At 71.5% G+C, this 17,758-nt stretch carries 18 protein-coding genes; 7 read left to right on the forward strand and 11 right to left on the reverse strand.

The genetic code is table 11. The features are described 5' to 3' along the window. The first annotated feature begins 42 nt into the window (after positions 1-42). The 3 genes from AAW13_RS24870 to AAW13_RS24880 all read left to right on the forward strand — a co-directional run bounded on the left by AAW13_RS24870 (position 43) and on the right by AAW13_RS24880 (position 3,755). A complete protein-coding gene (locus AAW13_RS24870) occupies positions 43-1,329 on the forward strand; it encodes an MFS transporter (RefSeq protein WP_046732073.1) in 1,287 nt (428 codons plus the stop codon). Between the two features lie 74 nt (positions 1,330-1,403). Continuing rightward, positions 1,404-3,158, forward strand: coding sequence for a glycoside hydrolase family 3 protein (locus AAW13_RS24875; RefSeq protein ID WP_240528723.1), 1,755 nt, complete (start codon positions 1,404-1,406; stop codon positions 3,156-3,158). Positions 3,159-3,293: 135 nt separating this feature from the next. Continuing rightward, positions 3,294-3,755 carry a nuclear transport factor 2 family protein gene (locus AAW13_RS24880; RefSeq protein ID WP_046732075.1) on the forward strand — a complete coding sequence of 154 codons (462 nt, stop codon included), beginning with the start codon at positions 3,294-3,296 and terminating at the stop codon, positions 3,753-3,755. A gap of 47 nt (positions 3,756-3,802) precedes the next feature. Here the strand turns inward: AAW13_RS24880 and AAW13_RS24885 are convergent, their stop codons facing one another. From AAW13_RS24885 to AAW13_RS24915, 7 genes are all read right to left on the reverse strand, one after another. After that, the gene (locus tag AAW13_RS24885) at positions 3,803-4,756 is read right to left on the reverse strand and encodes an SDR family NAD(P)-dependent oxidoreductase (RefSeq protein WP_240528724.1); all 954 of its coding nucleotides are present in this window, start codon (positions 4,754-4,756) and stop codon (positions 3,803-3,805) included. A gap of 136 nt (positions 4,757-4,892) precedes the next feature. Further along, positions 4,893-6,275, reverse strand: a complete 1,383-nt coding sequence (locus AAW13_RS24890; RefSeq protein WP_046732076.1) for an MFS transporter — start codon at positions 6,273-6,275, stop codon at positions 4,893-4,895. Positions 6,276-6,433: 158 nt separating this feature from the next. Next, the gene (locus AAW13_RS24895; protein WP_046732077.1) at positions 6,434-7,420 is read right to left on the reverse strand and encodes an NAD(P)H-dependent flavin oxidoreductase; all 987 of its coding nucleotides are present in this window, start codon (positions 7,418-7,420) and stop codon (positions 6,434-6,436) included. A gap of 152 nt (positions 7,421-7,572) precedes the next feature. After that, entirely contained in the window at positions 7,573-8,496 is a 924-nt protein-coding gene (locus tag AAW13_RS24900) for a LysR family transcriptional regulator (RefSeq protein WP_046732078.1), read from the reverse strand. Positions 8,497-8,559: 63 nt separating this feature from the next. Next, entirely contained in the window at positions 8,560-8,964 is a 405-nt protein-coding gene (locus tag AAW13_RS24905; RefSeq protein ID WP_046732079.1) for a tautomerase family protein, read from the reverse strand. Positions 8,965-9,002: 38 nt separating this feature from the next. After that, a complete protein-coding gene (locus tag AAW13_RS24910; protein WP_046732080.1) occupies positions 9,003-9,806 on the reverse strand; it encodes an MBL fold metallo-hydrolase in 804 nt (267 codons plus the stop codon). A gap of 118 nt (positions 9,807-9,924) precedes the next feature. Continuing rightward, a complete protein-coding gene (locus AAW13_RS24915) occupies positions 9,925-10,806 on the reverse strand; it encodes a LysR family transcriptional regulator (protein WP_046732081.1) in 882 nt (293 codons plus the stop codon). 122 nt (positions 10,807-10,928) lie between these two features. On the opposite strand from AAW13_RS24915, the gene AAW13_RS46970 reads away from it, so the two are divergent. The 3 genes from AAW13_RS46970 (at position 10,929) to AAW13_RS46975 (ending at position 13,587) form a co-directional block, all read left to right on the forward strand. Then, on the forward strand, positions 10,929-12,221 hold the full coding sequence (locus AAW13_RS46970) for a nitronate monooxygenase (RefSeq protein ID WP_240528725.1): 1,293 nt from the start codon (positions 10,929-10,931) through the stop codon (positions 12,219-12,221). Positions 12,222-12,307: 86 nt separating this feature from the next. After that, a complete protein-coding gene (locus AAW13_RS24930; protein ID WP_046732082.1) occupies positions 12,308-12,994 on the forward strand; it encodes a type 1 glutamine amidotransferase domain-containing protein in 687 nt (228 codons plus the stop codon). A gap of 449 nt (positions 12,995-13,443) precedes the next feature. After that, positions 13,444-13,587: a hypothetical protein gene (locus AAW13_RS46975; RefSeq protein WP_240528726.1), complete on the forward strand. Its 144-nt coding sequence runs from the start codon at positions 13,444-13,446 to the stop codon at positions 13,585-13,587. Between the two features lie 139 nt (positions 13,588-13,726). Here the strand turns inward: AAW13_RS46975 and AAW13_RS24945 are convergent, their stop codons facing one another. Both AAW13_RS24945 and AAW13_RS46025 read right to left on the reverse strand, forming a co-directional pair. Next, positions 13,727-14,362, reverse strand: coding sequence for a hypothetical protein (locus tag AAW13_RS24945; protein WP_143145043.1), 636 nt, complete (start codon positions 14,360-14,362; stop codon positions 13,727-13,729). Positions 14,363-14,590: 228 nt separating this feature from the next. Continuing rightward, positions 14,591-14,752 carry a hypothetical protein gene (locus AAW13_RS46025; RefSeq protein ID WP_167391734.1) on the reverse strand — a complete coding sequence of 54 codons (162 nt, stop codon included), beginning with the start codon at positions 14,750-14,752 and terminating at the stop codon, positions 14,591-14,593. 205 nt (positions 14,753-14,957) lie between these two features. Between AAW13_RS46025 and AAW13_RS45045 the strand changes: the two genes are divergently transcribed. Then, complete coding sequence (locus tag AAW13_RS45045) at positions 14,958-15,428, forward strand: ester cyclase (RefSeq protein WP_046732085.1); 471 nt, start codon at positions 14,958-14,960, stop codon at positions 15,426-15,428. 61 nt (positions 15,429-15,489) lie between these two features. On the opposite strand, the gene AAW13_RS24955 is transcribed toward AAW13_RS45045, so the two are convergent. Both AAW13_RS24955 and AAW13_RS47470 read right to left on the reverse strand, forming a co-directional pair. Next, complete coding sequence (locus AAW13_RS24955) at positions 15,490-16,407, reverse strand: arginase family protein (RefSeq protein WP_046732086.1); 918 nt, start codon at positions 16,405-16,407, stop codon at positions 15,490-15,492. 81 nt (positions 16,408-16,488) lie between these two features. After that, positions 16,489-17,403, reverse strand: coding sequence for a helix-turn-helix transcriptional regulator (locus tag AAW13_RS47470; RefSeq protein WP_046732087.1), 915 nt, complete (start codon positions 17,401-17,403; stop codon positions 16,489-16,491). Positions 17,404-17,758: the final 355 nt, after the last annotated feature.

The following is a 17,758-nucleotide window of genomic DNA, read 5'->3' on the forward strand; positions in this document are numbered from 1 at the left end:
CCCAGCCACCGACGCACGTCGCCAGAGCCGTTGGAGTGCACCATGAGCGAACAGGACACAGTGGGCAGAGCGGATCCGGCCGAGGCCGGCACCGCCCGGGTCACGGCGTCCCTCGGCAGGTACATCGCGGGGCTGATCGTCGCCCAGTGCCTGTCTTTCATGGCCCTGTTCACGCCGATCCTCATCTCGCTCTCCGTCCGCGTGGGACAGCTGGACCCCGGCCACAGGACGGCATCCCTGAGCCGCGTCCTGGCCGTCGGCGCGGTCCTCGCGATGATCGCCAACCCGCTGTTCGGCGCGCTGTCGGACCGCACCACCTCACGCTTCGGCCGGCGTCGACCGTGGCTGCTGGCCGGCGCGCTGCTCGCCGCCCTCGGCACCCTCGTCTGCGGGACCGCGGCAGACCTGGGCACCCTCACCGCGGGCTGGGCCCTCACCCAACTCGGCGCCAACGCCGTGTTCGCCGCCCTGCTGGCCACCGTTCCCGACCGGGTCCCCGTCCATCTCCAGGGCCGCGTCTCCGGGGCGGTGGGCATGACGCTGTACATGGCCATGGTGCTCGGCACCGTGATCGCCCAGCCCCTCGTCGGCAGCACACTGCTGCTGTTCCTGGTGCCGGGGCTGCTCGGCCTCGCCGGCGTGACCGTGCTGGTGTGGATCATGCGGGACGACGCCCCGGCCGACCCGGCCGCCCTGCCACCCTTCCGGTGGGGCGGGCTCGTGAGGTCCCTCTGGGTCTCGCCCCGCCGGCACCCCGACTTCGCGTGGAACCTCTGCGGACGGTTCCTGATGTTCTGCGGTATCTCGACGATGACGGGCTACCAGTTCTACTTCGCCGTCGACCGCCTCGGGCAGAGCGTGTCCGGGGCCTCGGCGACCGTCGCCGTCGCCGCCGTGGTGACCATGGCCGGCACCGCGATCGGCTCGCTCGGCGGGGGCTGGCTGTCAGACCGCAGCGGACGCCGCAAGATCTTCGTCTTCATCGGGGCGCTGGTATCGGTCGCCGGACTGGCGCTGACCGCCTACGCCCACACCACCGCGTCCTTCTACACCGCCGTCGCCGTGTTCAGTCTCGGACTCGGCTCCTACATGGCCGTGGACACGGCGCTCGCCATCGCCGTGCTGCCCGACCGGGCCGAGGCCGCCAAGGACCTCGGCGTGCTCAACATCGGCAACGCGCTGCCGCAGTCCCTGATCCCCGCCCTCGCCCCCGCATTCCTCGCCATCGGCAGCACGGCCGGCACCAACTACGCGGCGCTGTACCTGTTCGGCGCCGTCTGTGCCTGCGCCGGCGCCTTCGCCATCCACTTCGTCCGCGCGGTCCGCTGACCGCCCCGCCCACGCACAGCCCATCTACAACCCACGTACGACCCCCATAGACCCACATGCAAGGAGACGACCACGTGCGCTATCGCGACAAGGACCTGCCCGTCGGTGAACGCGTCGAGGACCTTCTCGGCCGGATGACGCTGGAGGAGAAGGCAGGCCTGCTCTTCCACACCATCGTCACGCCGGGCACTGACGGCTCACTGGTCGAGGACCCCGCCGCGGCCCCGGCGGCTCCCGCGCGGACGATGATCGACGGCCTCGCCATGAACCACTTCAACGTCCTCGGCTCGGCCGGCCCGCGTCAGATGGCCCAGTGGCACAACCGTCTTCAGGAAGCCGCCGAGAACACCCGCCTCGGTATCCCGGTGAGCCTCTCGACCGACCCGCGTCACGCCTTCACCGACAACCCGGGTACCGCGATGCTGGCCGGCGCGTTCTCCCGGTGGCCGGAGTCGCTGGGCCTGGCCGCCGTCGGCGATCCCGCGCTGGTGCGGCAGTACGCCGACACCGTCCGCCGCGAGTACCTGGCCGTCGGACTGCGGGTCGCCCTGCACCCGCAGCTCGACCTCGCCACCGAGCCCCGCTGGTCGCGCATCTCCGGCACGTTCGGTGAGGACGCCGGCCTGACCTCCCGGCTCGTCGCCGCCTACATCGAGGGGCTGCGGGGCCCCGGTGACGGACTCGGCCCCGACAGCGTCGCCGCGATGGTCAAGCACTTCCCCGGCGGCGGACCCCAGAAGGACGGGGAGGACCCGCACTTTCCCTACGGCAGGGAGCAGGTCTACCCGGGCGGCCACTTCGACTACCACATGCGGCCGTTCCGGGCGGCGATCGCCGCCGGCGCCACCCAGATGATGCCCTACTACGGCATGCCGGTGGGCACCGAGCACGAGGAGGTCGGCTTCGGCTTCAACCGCGGCATCATCACCGGCCTCCTGCGCGAGAAGCTCGGCTTCGACGGCATCGTGTGCGCCGACTGGGCCGTCCTCAACGACCATCCCGTCATGGGAGAACCGCATGTCGCCCGGGCCTGGGGCGTCGAACACCTCACTCCCGCGGAACGCCTCAGCAAGGCCCTGCACGCCGGTGTCGACCAGTTCGGCGGCGAGCACTGCCCCGAACTCGTCCTCGAACTCGTCGGATCCGGGCAGCTGGCGGAGTCCCGCGTCGACGCCTCGGCCAGACGGCTCCTCGCCGAGAAGTTCCGCCTCGGCCTCTTCGACGAACGCCGGTACGTCGATCCAGACGCCGCCGAGGAGATCGTCGGCCGCGTCGACTTCCGCGCCGCGGGTGCCTCCGCCCAGCGCCGCTCGCTGACCCTGCTCAAGACAGGACCGCTTCCGCTGTCCGGCCGCCCCCGGCTCTACCTCGAAGGCGTGGACGCGGCGGCCGCCGCCCCGTACGCGCAGCTCGTGACCGATCCGGCCGACGCCGACCTCGCCGTCCTGCGCCTGGGCACGCCGTTCGAGCCCCGGCCGGGCCGCTTCGAGGCCTTCTTCCACGCCGGCCGCCTGGACTTCCCCGAGCACCGCCTCAAGGAGATCCTCGGCCTGCTCGACACCGTCCCCACCATCGTCGCAATCCATCTCGAACGCCCGGCCGTCATCCCGGAGATCGCTGATCGCAGCGCCGCACTGCTCGCCGTCTACGGCGCCGACGACACGGCACTCCTCGACGTGGTCTTCGGCCGCTCGCGACCGGAGGGCCGGCTCCCGTTCCAGCTTCCCCGCTCCATGCGCGAAGTCGAGGCGGGCCACCCGGACACCCCCCAGGAAAGCACCGACCCCCTGTTCCCCTTCGGACACGGACTGCGCTACCCGAACCCCTGAACACTCCGAAACCCCTGAACACTCCGACCCACCGGCTCCGACCCACCGGCTCCGGCCGCGCGGTCACCGGCCGCGCGCCACAGAAGCATCACAGAACAAACCGAACACCACAGAACACCACAGAGAGAAGAAGTCATGCCGCCGACCAAACCTCCGACAGCCCCGGCCGACCAGCTCCAGTGGCTGGTCGACCGGGCCGCGATCAGCGACCTCCTGGTCGACTTCGCCCGGGCCCTGGACGACAAGGACTGGCAGGGATACGCCGCCGACTACACCGAGGACGGTGTCCTCGCCATCGGCCCCGGCATCACCCACACCGGCCGGGACGGCATGGCCGAGTTCGTCGCGGCGAGCCTCGGCCGCTACGCGGGCACCCACCACCTGAGCACCAACCACGCCATCACGGTCGACGGGGACAGCGCCACGACCCGCTCCTACCTCGTCGCCGCCCACGTCCTGGACGCCGACGACCCCTACCGCCACGCCGACGGCGCCGGCTGGTACCGCTGCGAACTGCGCCGCACCGCCGACGGCTGGCGGTTCACCCACGTCACCCTGGAGATCCGCTACCTCTCGGGCGAACCCCTCATCCACTGACCGGCCGTCCGCCGGCGCGCCGCAGGTACGTCTCGCCGGGGTGGTGTTCACCCACGGGCCAGGCGCCGCAGCACGGCTCCTCGGACGGCGGCGGGCAGTACGCGCAGGGTGCGGGTCAGCGCTGCCGTCGTCGCGGGGAACGCTGCGTCGGCTCGTTCGGCTTCGATCGCGCGCAGCGCCGCCGTCACCGCGGTCGCGACGTCGATCTCGAACGGTTTCGGCAGCCCGTCGTCGGCGATCCGCTCGGTGGCCACGAAACCCGGGTAGAGCGAGGTGACGCGGATGCCGTCGGGGGCCAGTTCGGCACGGGTGGCGTCCAGCAGCAGTTTCGCGGCGGCCTTCGCCGCGCCGTAGGGGCCCTGGCGCGGCACGCCCAGAACTCCGGCCAGGGAGTTGGTGTGCACGATGTGCCCGCCGCCCCTCCGGCGCAGTTGCTCGATCGTCGGCACCAGGACGTTGACGAGTACGTCGTAGTTGAGGCGGGTCATCGCCGCCACGTCGGCCACGGAGACCGACCGCATCGGAAGGTCGGGCCCCTGTCCCGCGTTGGCCCATACGACGTCCAGGCCGCGCAGTGCTTGTGCGGCCTCGCCGACGACCGCGGCTGCGGCCCGCGGGTCGCTGACGTCGGCCGCCCAGGTGTGGCAGGTGCTGCCACCGGCCCGGACGCGGTCGGCCACCGCTTCGAGCCGGTGGGCCCGCCGTGCGACGAGGCCGATCCGGTTGTCGCGGTGGCCCAGCCGGACGGCTGCTTCCGCGGCGATGCCGGAGGAGGCACCGACCAGGAGGATCGCCTTGCCTGTCAGCTTCATCGGGACCTCATCCGTCGGTTCGTCGAGACCTCGTCCGTCGGTCGCGTCCATAGCGGCGGGCAGGGCCGCGACGCTCCGGGCGAGCACCCGGCCGCCGCGGCCGGACGCTCCAGCCGAGCACCCGGCCGCGGCGCGTCCGGTGGCGGTCGCGACGGTGAAGGCGTGGATGTGACCCTCCACATCCTGCACGGTGACCGATACTCCGTCTCGACCGGCTGGCCGGCTGGCTGGCCGACCGACCGGGACGGAGCGGGCGAGGGCCCTCGCCGAAGGGCCGCCGCTCGGCGGTGCCCGCCGCGTCAGGGGAGACGGGCACCGGTCCGCGTCACTTTGTCGACGTCGGTTCCAGCGTGTCCGTCGCCGCGGGAGTACCCAGCCGGTTCCACACGGCGCGGACGAGTCTGTTGTCCCGGCCGCCCCGCAGCAGCGTCAGGCTGACCAGGGTGCATACGGCGGCCACGACGATCGGGTAGGCCACACCGGCGAGTTGGTTGCCGGTCAGGGCGGTGAGGGAGAGCGCGACAAGGGGCATGAACCCGCCGAAGACCCCGGCGCCCAGGTGGTACGACACCGACAGACCGGTGTAGCGGATCCGGGGCGGGAAGAGTTCGGTGAGGTAGGCGGCGGTCGGCGCGTACACCATGGCGCTGAACACGATCTGCAACGTCACGGCCACGATCACCTGCGCCCAGGACTGGTCGGCGGCGGCCTGGCGTATCCATGCGAAGAGGGGCAGGAAGCCCACGGCCGACAGGGCCAGTCCCGGGACGATGACCCGCAGCCTGCCGTACCGGTCGGACAGCCGGCCGAACAGGACGTAGGACGGGGTGCCCAGCACCAGTGCGACGGCCATGCAGACGTTGCTGGTGAGGAAGTCCACCTTGAGCACGCTCTGAAGGAAGTACAGGGCGTAGAACTGGCTCGTGTACCAGACGGCTCCCAGCCCCGCCGTCAGGCCGAACACGGTCAGCAGGACGAGAGCCAGGGACCGGGGATCGCCGAGCGTCTCCCGGACGGGTGCCTGCGAGAGGGTGCCCTGTGCCTGCATGCGGACGAACACGGGTGACTCATGGAGCTTCATCCGCATCCGCAGGGACAACACGACGAGGACGGCGGAGAGCAGGAAGGGCAGCCGCCAGCCCCATGCGGTGAACGTGTCCTCGCCGAGCAGGAGCCGGCAGGCGACGACGACGCCGATGGACAGCAGCAGCCCGAGACTGGCTGTGGTCTGGAGGAAGCTGGTGTACGTGCCCTTGCGGTCGGCGGGGGAGTGCTCGGCGACGTAGGTGGCGGCGCCCCCGTACTCGCCGCCCACCGCGAAGCCCTGCACGAGTCGCAGCAGCACCAGCAGCACGGGTGCTGCCGCTCCTATGGTGGCGTACTTGGGGAGGCAGCCGATCAGTGTGGTCGCCGCGCCCATGACGACGAGCGTGGCGAGGAAGGTCTTCTTGCGGCCGACGCGGTCGCCGAGCCGGCCGAAGAACACCGCTCCGAGCGGACGGACGACGAAGCCGGTGCCGAAGGCCGCCACGCTCACCAGCAGCCCCAGGCCGGACTCGCCGGAGGGGAAGAAGAAACCGGAGAAGACGACGGCGAGGGAGCCGTAGACGAAGAAGTCGTACCACTCGATGAGCGTGCCGGTGCTGGACGCGGTGATGATGCGCCGCAGATCTCGCGGCGATGTCTGCGGGGGCCGGGGACTGGACATGGCGATCCCTCCCGACGCCGGTGCGGCGGCGTCGCGTGAGTGCGGGGACGAGCGGGGCTGAACACTGGTGGAGCCCTGTGTGATGCGCCGGGGGCGGCGTCGCTCAGCCGCGGCGTCGGGGGCGGCGTGACTCAGCCGCGGCGTCGGGGTGGCGTGACTCAGCCGCTGAGCGCCGCCTTCCGCGGTGCCCCCCGGCCCAGCCGGACCGCGGCGTCCCGAGCCATACGGCGCACGACGTCCCCGGCGGGCACGATGTCCCGGACCAGACCGACGCCCTCGCCCACGATCAGGTGCGCGACGTCGAAGTCCTCCGCGGAGACGGCGGCACCGAACTCCGCGGCGGCCTGGGGGAGATGTGCGTCGAGCTCCGGTTCCCGGCCGTGCCAGCGGTCGGTGAACCGGTTGCGCAGCAGCCGCCCGTTGTACTCGGCGGGCCAGTCGTACCGGCGCACGATGTCGTAGACGCTGGTTCGGACGGTGGCGTCGCCGTCGGCCGCCACCGCGTGGGCCTGGGCGCGGGCAGAGGCCCCAGCCTCCTGGGTCGCCCAGAACCGGGTGCCGACCAGGACGCCGTCCGCACCGAGGGCGAGTGCGGCGGCGAGTCCGCGGCCGTCCGTCACCCCGCCCGCGCCGAGGAGCAGTGTGTCCGGGGAGCGGTCGGCGACCAGGTCCGCGACGTCGGGTACGAGGGTGAACGTCGACCGCGTTCCGACGCCGTGCCCGCCGGCCTCGCCGCCCTGCGCGACGACGACGTCCGCTCCGGCGTCCAGGGCCCGGCGAGCCTGCTCGAGCGTGTGGACCTGGCAGAGCAGCGGGACGCCAGCGCTGCGGACGGGATCGGCGAACGGTGCCGGGTCACCGAAGGAGAGCATGACCGCGGCGGGCCCGTGTTCCAGGGCGAGGTCGAGCAGTCCGGGGCGACGGGCCAGACTCCAGGTGATGAAGCCGCATCCCACGCGGGTGCCGGCCGCCGCGGCGAACTCCCGCTTCAGCCACTCCGCGTCCCCGTAGCCTCCGCCGATGAGGCCGAGACCGCCGGCGGCGGTGACCGCCGTGGCGAGCCGCGCACCGGAGACGAGGTCCATGGGGGCGAGCACGATGGGGTGCTCGATTCCGAAAGCGCGGGTGAGGCGTGTTGTCAGCACGGCGAAGTCCCCTTCGTCCAGGCAACCGCCCGACCGTCTGCGCGGCGGGCGGTGCGGCGTCAGGAGGCCAGTAGGTTCGCCGGGATTTCAGATCCAACGATTGGTTGCGATGGGAGTCATCGCCTGCTGAGAACCCCCGGGGCCGAGCCCGGTCAGGCCGGTGAAGCGACCGGTCGAGGCGAGGCGTCGGCGACCCCCCGCGGGCCGGGCGGTGCCTGCCCGGCGGCGCGCGCGTGCCCCAGGAAACGGGTCAGGGCGGGCGACGGCGGTGTGTCGACACGCCGGGCGAAGACGGTCACCGCGTGTGCCTCGTCGTCCGGCAGCTCGTGCACCCGCACCTGGTCCCGCGAGGCGTGCCGCTCGACGACTGCGGCCGGCAGCAGGCTGATGCCCATGCCGGCCGCGACACAGCCGAGGATGCCGTCCAGCGACCCGAAGGCCATGCATCGGACGCCGACGGCCCCCCGAGCCCGCAGGACACTCTCCAGCCGTCTGCGATAGGAGCATCCGGTGCGGAAGACGAGGGCCCTGGGATCGTGCAGCACGGCGTCCAGACCGGCGACCCGGCGGGCCGTGACGAGCACGAGCCGCTCCTCGAACACCGGCGTCTCCACCAGGTCGGGCCGGAGCACCGGGCCGCTCACCAGCGCGCCGTCGAGCCGGTGTTCCAGCACGTCCCTGACCAGTTGGCCGGTCGGGCCCGTGACCAGGGTGAAGTCGACGCGAGGACAGTCCTCCGCGAACGCCGCCAGCACCGCGGGAAGGCGCAGGCCGGCCGTGGTCTCCAGGGAACCGATCCGCAGCGGACCGCACGGATCGGTCTCGTCACCGACGACGTGCCGCGCCTCGTCGACGAGCCGGCTGATGCGTTCGGCGTACGGCACCAGCTGCCCGCCCGCGGTCGTCAGCGCCACACCACGGGCGTGCCGGCGGAACAACGGCGCGCCGAGCTCCTTCTCCAGCGCGTGGATCCGGGCGCTGACGTTCGACTGCACGGTGTGCAGTTCCTGGGCGGCCTTGGTGATGCCCTGGGTACGCGCGACGGCCAGGAAGATCCGCAGGTCGGACAGTTCCACGACAGCCTCCACTCGGGACCGGGGACGGGAGCGTACCCGCGGACGGTCGCGCAGCGGCCTTCGTCAGTGGCCGGGGACGGCCAGGTCGCCCTCGACGTACTGGGCGCGACCGAAGCCGAACGACCAGTCCTGGGGGTTGTTCTCCATGATGCTGACGAAGATGTCCGCACCGGCGACGCCGAGAGCTTCCAGGTGCTTGGCGATGGTCCGGAAGAGCTGTTGCTTGACCTCGGTGGTGCGCCCGGTCGGGGTGAAGATCTGGATCATCACCAGCTGGTCGCTGCGCTCGATGCCGAGGCCGGCGTCGAGGGCGATGACGTGGTCCGCGTCGTGTTCGGTGATGACCTGGAACCTGTCCCGGACGGGGATTTCCAGGACGTCCACGATTCCCTGGTGTGCCGCGTCGGCGATGGCCCTGATGTCTTCGGGCCGGCGGCCGCGGATGAGATCGATGCGTACGAAGGGCATGGCTTTCGTTCCCTGCCTCTCTGTCTGTTGCGAGGGGGTCAGGGGGCCAGCGGCATCCACGTGCCGTGGGGCGTGACCCGCAGGTGGGAGGAGAGGCCGGCCTCGTGGAAGGCCAGTTCGATCTCCGGCAGTCCTTCGGAGAAGTGGGCCCAGCCGTCGTAGTGGGCCGGGATCACCGTAGCCACGCCGAGCACCGCTGCCGCGGCGGCGGTGCCGTGACCGTCCAGGGACAGCGGGCGGCCGTCGAACTTCGTCGGTACGCGGGCGGCTCCGGCGTGCAGCACGGCCACGTCGATGTCCGGGACCCGGCGGGAGATCTCCGCGACCGTCCGGAGAGAGGCGTTGTCGCCGCTCACGTACACGGTGGGAAGGCCCTGGCCGTGCAGTACGAACCCGATGACCTCGCAGTTCACGTAGCCGTCGGCGTCGCGTTCGCCGTCCTCGGGGCCGTGGACGGCCGGTACCGCCAGCACGGTCAGGTCACCGCCGCCGTCCGGACGGGGCAGGGTGTGGCTGGTCCACGGAGACAGGCCGACGGCAGGCGCACCGAGCCGCTGGGCGGACGCCGGCCCGGTCAGCACCACGGGGGCGGCCTGCGCGAACGCGCGACCCCGGTCGTCGAGGTTGTCCGGGTGTGCCTCGTGGCTGACCAGGACCAGGTCGACCGGCCCCAGCGCGTCCTCGTCGACGGCGGGCCCGGCGGTCTTGGTGAGATATCCGTGGGGTCCCGCCGCGTCGAAGGTCGGATCGCTGACGACACGCAGCCCCCCGAGGTCGATGACGGCCGTCGGCCCGCCCAGAACGGTGACCGCGCCTTCCTGGCGGGGGAGTACGGGGCTCATCGGATCCCTCGCCGTGCGCTGCTGGTTTCTTCGCTCACGTGACAGACGTTAGTGATCGTCCGGACGGCTGGGAAATGCCTGGAGCGGCCCGTCCATAAGGGGCGGGCATAGACGGTGGTCAGGACTCGTCGCCGGGCGCCCGTGCGGGTACGGCCGCCTCGACGGCGGCGTCCAGGAACCGGCGGACGAGCGTCCGTTGCGCGCCGGGCAGGTGGACGAGACGGACCGGGCTGGGCGGGGCGTCGGTGAGCGGCACGTAACGGACGGCGGGGTGCTGCGTCCGCCGCCTGGCGACCTCCGGGACGATGCCGATGCCCCGGTTGGCGGCGACCGACTCCAGCCACTCGTCGTAGTTCGACGTCTCGATGATCCGGTCCGGGCGCTGGTCCGCTGGCCAGGACCACGGGCCGGTCGTGCCACTGACCGTGTTGACGACCAGGGTCCAGTGCCGGACGTCCGTCCAGTCGAGATGGTCGAAGCGGGTCAGATCCGAGTGCTCGGAGCAGACAGCGACGCGCGGCTCGTCGAACAGGTGCACCGTCCGCGCTCCCGGGGGTGTGTCGAAGGCGCCGCGGACCACCGCGATGTCGAGTGCGCGCCGGCTCAGTGCCTGGAGGGGATCGTCGGTCCGCACCAGGGCGACGGTCGCTCCCGTGCTCTCCTCGAACCGGCCGACGGCCCGCTGGGCCCAGGGATCGGGCAGCAGCCAGCTGAAGCCGAGCCGGAGGGTGACGCGGCGGCCGGCGGCGGCGAGCGCCTGGTCCAGGGCCGCCAGGACCTGTTCCGTGTGGCGGAGGAACTCAGCTCCGGTGTCGGTGAGTTCGACGTGCCGTGACGACCGGTCGAGCAGCCGGACGTGCAGGACGCCTTCCAGTTGCGCGATCGTACGGCTCAACGCGGGCTGGGTGATCAGCAGTTCCTCGGCGGCCCGGGAGAACGAGCGGTGGCGGGCCACGGAGGCGAAGGCCCGCAGGTGCCGGAGCTCGACGTCCGTGCTCATCGCGTCCCTTTCCGGCATTCATGCATGTCATGCATAGCAGCAGCCTAACCGGCATTTCACACGGTCGGACGAGGCGTTCAGCGTGACGTCCGGGTACCGGCCCCCCCGCGGAAGGAGTCGTCATGCCCGGACTGCCGGCCGACCTCGGAGCCGACCTCCGGATCCTCGCCGCGCCGATGGCCGGCGGACCGAGTACGACGTCACTCGTCCTGGCGGCCGCCCGGGCCGGTGGCCTCGGATTCCTGGCCGGCGGCTGCCAGAGCCCGCAGGCGCTGGCCGGGCAGATCCACACCATGCGCACGGAAGACGGGGCGTTCGGCGTCAACCAGTTCGTCCCCGACCCGGTGCGAGTGTCCGACGAGGCCTACCGGCGTTACGCCCGCGAGGTGCGGGCGGAGGCCGAACACTACGGCCTGGCCTTGCCCGAGGCGCCGATCGAGGACGACGACCACTGGACCGACAAGATCGACTTGCTGGTCTCCTCGCCTGTGCCGTGCTTCACCTTCGGCATCCCGGCCCGTGCGGTCGTCAGCGCGCTGCGCAAGGCCGGGAGCACCGTCGTGCAGTCCGTCACAACGGTCGACGAAGCCCGCCGAGCAGCCGCTCACGGGATGGACACGCTGATCGTCCCGGCTCGATCCGGCCTTCGAAGGAACCGTGGTTCTGTGGGCCGGGACCGGTCACCGCGAGGCGAGGGCCGAACCGTCCGCTACCACCTTCGAGCGGCTGTCCGGCCTGCTGCGAGGCCAGTCCACGGCGCCTCCGCAGCCGCTCGGCGCTCCGCTAGACGACTGGTCTACTCGGGAGCTATCGTTTTCCGCATGCCAGTCGCCACGCGCACCACGGACACCCGTCGGGCCATCCTCGACACCGCCCAGCGGATCATGGCCCACAAGGGCTATTCGGCTGTCGGTATCAACGAGGTGCTCGCGGAGGCCGGTGTTCCGAAAGGGTCCTTCTATCACTACTTCCCCTCGAAGGACGCCTTCGGTGAAGCGATCCTGAAGAGCTACTTCGCGGACTACCTCACGGACATGGACCGCGTCCTCGCCGGCTCCGGCCGGTCGGCTGCCGAGCGGCTGATGGCCTACTGGCAGCAGTGGCGCGAGACGCAGAGCCTCGAGGAGTGCCAGGGCAAGTGCCTGGCCGTGAAACTCGGCGCCGAGGTCGCGGACCTGTCCGAGTCGATGCGCCTGGCTCTGAAGGAAGGTACGAGCGCCGTCGTCGCCCGCGTCGAGCGGACGATCACCGACGGCCTGGAGGAGGGCTCCCTCTCGGTCGACGGCGACGCTCACGACGTCGCACAGGTCCTGTACGACATGTGGCTCGGCGCGAGCGTCATGGCGAAGATCCATCGCAGCCCGGCCCCGCTCGACACCGTCACGGAGGCGACCCGCAGGCTTCTGCACCTGTAGCCGGCCCCCACCCCGTGACCGCTCCGGTCACGGGACCCCGTTCACCCATCACAAGTAGACTGGTCTACTCACTCGAGGAGAGTGTCATGAAGGTCCTGATCGTTCTCACCTCACACGACGAGCTGGGGGACACCGGCGTCAAGACCGGGTTCTGGCTGGAGGAGCTGGCCGCGCCCTACTACCGCTTCAGGGAGGCCGGCTGGGAGATCACGCTCGCCTCGCCGAAGGGCGGCCAGCCGCCCCTGGACCCCAAGAGCAACGAGCCCGGGTTCCAGACCGACGACACCCGGCGCTTCGAGGCCGACCCGGAGGCGACCAAGGCACTGGCGGACACCGTGCGCCTCGACTCGGTCTCGGCCGGCGACTTCGACGCGGTCTTCTACCCCGGCGGGCACGGACCGCTGTGGGACCTGGCCGAGGACACCGTCTCCGCCCGGCTGATCGAGACCACCCTCCGCTCCGGCAGGCCGGTGGGGCTGGTGTGCCACGCCCCCGGCGTCCTGCGGCACACGGTCAACGAGGACGGGACCCCGCTGGTGGCGGGTAAGAAGGTCACCGGATTCGCCAACTCCGAGGAGGAGGCCGTCCAGCTCACCGACATCGTCCCCTTCCTGGTCGAGGACGAGCTCACCAAGCTCGGCGGCGTCTACTCCAAGACCGGCGACTGGCAGCCCTATGTCCTTACAGACGGTCTGCTGATCACCGGGCAGAACCCTGCCTCCTCGGCTCCCGCTGCCGACGCCCTGATCGAGCTGGTCACCCAGGCCGGCTGATGACCGCCTGCGTCGTCGTGCTGAGCGCACGCGTGACGGACCCGTCCGAGCCGGCTCCCCCCGCCGGCTCGGACGGGCGGCCCCGGGGCGGCCACCAGGTGACCCCCGTCGCCGACCGCCGAGCGGTCCTCTCAGTCGCGCTGGAGCGGCGGGCGCGCAGCCAGGTCAGGACCTCCCTGGACGTGCTCGTCCGACGGGAAGACCGGTGAGAAGGCGTGCCCACCGGCCCGCGCGTCCTGTACTCGAACGGCACCGAGGACCAGGCCGTGGCCCGTGGTCCCGGTGGAACCTCTCCGTGGCGGGCCACGTCCTCCCTGCTGAAGATCATGGGCACAAGGGGAGGACACGAAGTGAGTGACCCTGAGCGAGGCCGGCACACCGAAACCACGCCCGCGGGAGACGCTCCGCGGTGGGCCGGGCTGAGGCCGGCCGGAGGAGTGGTCCTCGCCGTGAGCGGGGCGGCGCTGCTCCTGTGGCTCGTCCTGCGTGGAGGCACGGCCGACCACGACTGGGCCCGCTACTACGGGGCCGGCAAGATCCTGGCCATCGGCTGCGTCCTCGTCGGTACGACGCTCCTGACCCGCCGCCGCTGAACAGCCCTCCCCGGCACGCCCGTGCGGTCCCGGCCACGGTGTGACAGACGCCCGCCCCTGATGTCGGCAGGAGCAGGCGTCTGTGATGCACTGATCCGGCCTGGACCGGCCGTCGCCGCTTCGTCCCGTTGGCCGGCTGTCATGCCGGAACGTCTTTGGTTTCCGCGTTCGCTTCGGCCTGTCCGTCGTCTTCGTCGCCGGCCGGTGAGGCGACGCCCTGACAGATCGCCAACGCCAGGAACAGGACCTCGACGCCCGCGGCGATGCCGGCCAACCGGAACTTCCCCGAACCCGTCGTGGGCGTGCCCAGCAGCACCGGGATCTTCCCACGGGGATCCACGGTGACGGTGATGGTCTGGCCGGCCTTCAGGCCGTCCCCGGTCACCACGCCCGGTAGTGGCTGTCCTGACGGATCGTCCAGGTCCGCGACGTGAGTCGGCGCATCGGCGCCCTGGTCGACCCAGTACACCTTGGCCACCGTCGCCCGCTCCACCCGGCCGTCGGCGTGCAGCACCCGCTGGTCCAGGCCCGAAATGGTCAGGTGCATCACGACCAGAGCAGCGACGGGCACCACGATCATCGCCGCGACGGCCCAGCCCTTGGGCTCGTCCATGTCCGGCACCAACAGCGCGAGGAGAAAGAAGGAGAGGAGATAGAGCGCCGGATACAGGAGCAACGTCAGCCAGATGTTCTGCGTGATGTGCAGAAGGACACCGACGCCGGCCTCGACGCCCAGGAAAACCACCGTCGAACGCACCAGCAGCAGAGCGGCCACGCCCATCGGACGGCCCCACGTCACCATTCGTCCCGCCACAACACCCCCCACGCCATCGAATGTTCCACGTCAACCCGCAGCCAGGAAGCGCGAACCGACCCCCTTTCGCGCGCCCGTTCGACGTCCATGGAACAGTGCACCACCGACCTCGGTGACTACAAGCCTTGTCGACAAGTGCCTTCACGCGCACAGCCGTTCACGCCCGACGGTCCCCGAAGCCCGCACGAGTCAGCGGCGTCGCTGGTCGGCGCGCGGTTCGAAGTCGCCGTAGCTGTCGTCGACCGGGTTGACGGTGACCCCGGGGTGGATGATGCGGATCGACTCGGCCTCGTCCTCGTTGCCCCAGGGCCGAACATCATCGCGGCACCGATCCGAAGGAGGTGCGGTCACAGAGGCGCGGTCACCTGGCTCAGCCGGGCCTAGGTCCGACTGGGCCACCTTGGCCGGGCGCAGGGGCGGTTCGAGGAGAAAGACTGGTGGGGCGCGGTCAGGTCGCCGGAAGAACCGCCCAGGAGCCGCGCCCCCTGAAGGGGACACCGGTCTTCGGCGGTACCCGCCGCCCCGGCGTCTCCGTCCCGTCGTGAGAGGAATCGGCATGACCGACGCCGTTGCCCAGCGCAACCTTGACAACACGCTGCTGCTGCTCCAGGAGGCGATGCCCCAGGGCGACTTCGACCTCATCCGCTCGCTGGTGACTCCGGACGCTCCGATCCGCCGGGCCGGCTTCGCGGACCTGTACGCGCTCACCGGGGACGCGATCCCGCAGAGCGGCAACTTCGTGGAATGGCTGGAGGCGGGCTGGAAGGTGCTGTCCGCAGCACTGACCGACCAGACCGCGCAGGCCCGCGACATCGTGGCCTCCGGTAACACCGTCATGCTCCAGTTCCGCATGACCGCTCTGCACTCCGGCACGTTCGCCGGTGCCCCGGCCACGGGCCGGCGCGTGGAGTGGGAGGAGATCGGCGTGCTGCACTTCGACGACGAGGGCAAGATCACCGACCTGTGGTTCATGTGCCAAGAGCTGAGCCTCGCCGAGCAGATCGGCTACAGGACGCGGCTGAGCTGACTCACGGCCCATGCCGTCCCGTGCTCGCCTGCGTCGGCTCCCAGGGGCCGCGCATGGCAGGTCATCCGTGCTGGAGCAGAGGGAAGCCGCTGACGATCCGCTGGAGGTGCATGACCTGCCGGGGAACGAACTCGGCGATCGTGAGACCGACGACGTCCGCCGCTTCGCCGATGTCGGCGACGATGCGCCGTACCTCGCTGCTGGTGAGCCCGCCCGGTACGAACCCGAGCCCGAGGCCGGCCTCGTCGCTGTCGATGGTGTCAACGTCGAAGTGGACGGCGACGCGGGTGCAGCCGGTGGCCCGCACCCAGTCGAGGAGGGGCTCGGTGGAGGCCCGCAACCGGTCGGGGCTGTAGGACCGGATGCCCCAGGCGGCGATGTTGGGGAAGTCGTCGTCGGTCCACTCGTGCAGCCCCACCAGGGCGAGGCGGTCCGCGGCCACGGTGGCCGGCAGCAGCCCCTGCACGTCGGGGTCGCCGTGGCCGGTGAGAGCGGCGACGGCCATCGCGTGGTAGCCCTTGTACGCGCTGTCCGGGGTGCCGATGTCGGGGTGCGAGTCGATCCAGATGACGGCCAGGTCGTCGCCGTAGCGGTGGGCGAGTGCGGCGAACGGGGCGACGCTGACCGCGCACTCGCCGCCGAGCGTGGTGATCCGCGCCGGATCGTGACGGCGGATCACCTCCAGGGCACTCGCGAGCTGCTTCAGCACCACCGCCTTGGCCTCGACTCCGTCGCGCTCCTCCAGGCCGTCGTCGCTCATGGTCACGGGGACGGTCGCGGTGGGGCCCTGGTGCGGCGGCAGGACCGCTTCGAGCACCGTGGTGCCGACCGCGTAACCACGGCGCGCGATGCCGAGCGGGAACTCGGGCGCCAACTCTTCGACCACGGCGGCGCCGGCTCCCTGCCACTGGGGCCACAGGAGACGCAGATGGTCGCCCGCGACACGGGACGCGTCGCCGGAAGCGCTGATGTGGCTCATGGGTTTCCTTTCACGGGCCGGACGACAGGACGTGAAGGTGAACGAGCACGCCGGCCCACGTACACGGCCGGCGCGCCTCGGTCACTCGGGGTGTGCCGCGGTACCGGGCCGGTCGGCCTGAAACGCGGCGTCGCCGCGGACGGCGGCGGGGGCGCTCCAGCTGGCGAGGAGCGCGAGGGCCTGCGCGGAGGCGGTGCCGGGTTCCGCGGTGTAGACGCAGACGGTCTGGTCCGGGTCGGCCGGCAGGGCCAGGGTCTCGTGGTTCAGGGTGAGCTCGCCGACCACCGGGTGCCGGAAGTGCTGGACGCCGTGCGCGCACTGGGCGACCCGGTGGCTGTCCCACCAGGTGCTGAACTCGGGGACCCTGACGACGGCCTCGCCGATCAGTTCGTTGAGCAGGGCGTCGTCGGGGTGGCGTCCGGCTTCCAGACGCAGGTTGGCCACGACGACCTGCGCGACCTCGTCCCAGTTCCGGTACAGCTCTCGGGCGGCCGGATCGAACAGGGCGAACCGCGAGAAGCTGCGCTCCCGGTAGGGCAGTGCCTCCCAGTCGGTGACCAGGGCCTTGGCCAGATGGTTGGCCGCGAGTACGTCGCCGCGGTGGTTGGCGACGAAGGCCGGGGAGACGCTGTCGAGAACGTCCAGCATCCGGTGGACCTCGGGGCGCACGCGCTGCACGGGCTGGGGGCGGCTGTGCTGCGGCTGCGCGGTACGACTGCGGGTGCGGGCGAGGTCGAAGAGGTGAGAGCGTTCGTCGGCGTCCAGGCGCAGGGCGTGGGCCACGGCGTCCAGGACGGCCTCGGAGACGTTGGGGTGGCGGCCCTGCTCGAGGCGGGTGTAGTAGTCCGCGCTCACCCCGGCGAGCTGGGCGACCTCCTCGCGGCGCAGGCCCGGGACCCGGCGGACGCCGATGCCCGGGGGCAGTCCCGCATCGGCCGGGGTCAGGCGGGCCCGGCGGGTGCGGAGGAAGTCGGCCAGCTCAGCGTTCTGCTCCATCTCTCCAGTATTCGCGCGTGACGGCGGGTGCGCCGGGGCTCAGGGTGGCCCAGCTGGACCCAGTCTCGGCTGGGCCAGGTTCGGCCCCTGATCCGCTGCGCGGCGGCGCGAACCTGGATCACGCGGCAGTGCCACCCGGCCGGGCCGTCCTGCTCGCGTGACACGACACAACGCTCCGCGCTCCGGGCAACGCCACGTCCCCGGCCTCGAAGGGACACCTGCCCCCCGCAGCAGCAGATCCGACCTACCCACCCCCCCCGCCGCAGCAGATCCGACCTACCCGCCCCCGACCCGCCCCCCGACCTGCCCACCCCCCCCCGCCGCAGCAGATCCGCAACGAAACGGAACCACCATG

The sequence above is a fragment of the Streptomyces humi genome, assembly GCF_001005085.2.
In the GTDB taxonomy this organism is placed as follows: Bacteria; Actinomycetota; Actinomycetes; order Streptomycetales; family Streptomycetaceae; genus Streptomyces; species Streptomyces humi.

Coding starts and splice junctions, on each gene's coding strand:
- AAW13_RS45045 (WP_046732085.1), top strand. CDS start 14,958: ATGACCGACGCCGTTGCCCAGCGCAACCTTGACAACACGCTGCTGCTG.
- AAW13_RS24910 (WP_046732080.1), bottom strand. CDS start 9,806: ATGAGCCCCGTACTCCCCCGCCAGGAAGGCGCGGTCACCGTTCTGGGC.
- AAW13_RS46970 (WP_240528725.1), top strand. CDS start 10,929: ATGCCCGGACTGCCGGCCGACCTCGGAGCCGACCTCCGGATCCTCGCC.
- AAW13_RS24905 (WP_046732079.1), bottom strand. CDS start 8,964: ATGCCCTTCGTACGCATCGATCTCATCCGCGGCCGCCGGCCCGAAGAC.
- AAW13_RS24955 (WP_046732086.1), bottom strand. CDS start 16,407: ATGAGCCACATCAGCGCTTCCGGCGACGCGTCCCGTGTCGCGGGCGAC.
- AAW13_RS47470 (WP_046732087.1), bottom strand. CDS start 17,403: ATGGAGCAGAACGCTGAGCTGGCCGACTTCCTCCGCACCCGCCGGGCC.
- AAW13_RS24870 (WP_046732073.1), top strand. CDS start 43: ATGAGCGAACAGGACACAGTGGGCAGAGCGGATCCGGCCGAGGCCGGC.
- AAW13_RS24930 (WP_046732082.1), top strand. CDS start 12,308: ATGAAGGTCCTGATCGTTCTCACCTCACACGACGAGCTGGGGGACACC.
- AAW13_RS24890 (WP_046732076.1), bottom strand. CDS start 6,275: ATGTCCAGTCCCCGGCCCCCGCAGACATCGCCGCGAGATCTGCGGCGC.
- AAW13_RS24880 (WP_046732075.1), top strand. CDS start 3,294: ATGCCGCCGACCAAACCTCCGACAGCCCCGGCCGACCAGCTCCAGTGG.
- AAW13_RS24915 (WP_046732081.1), bottom strand. CDS start 10,806: ATGAGCACGGACGTCGAGCTCCGGCACCTGCGGGCCTTCGCCTCCGTG.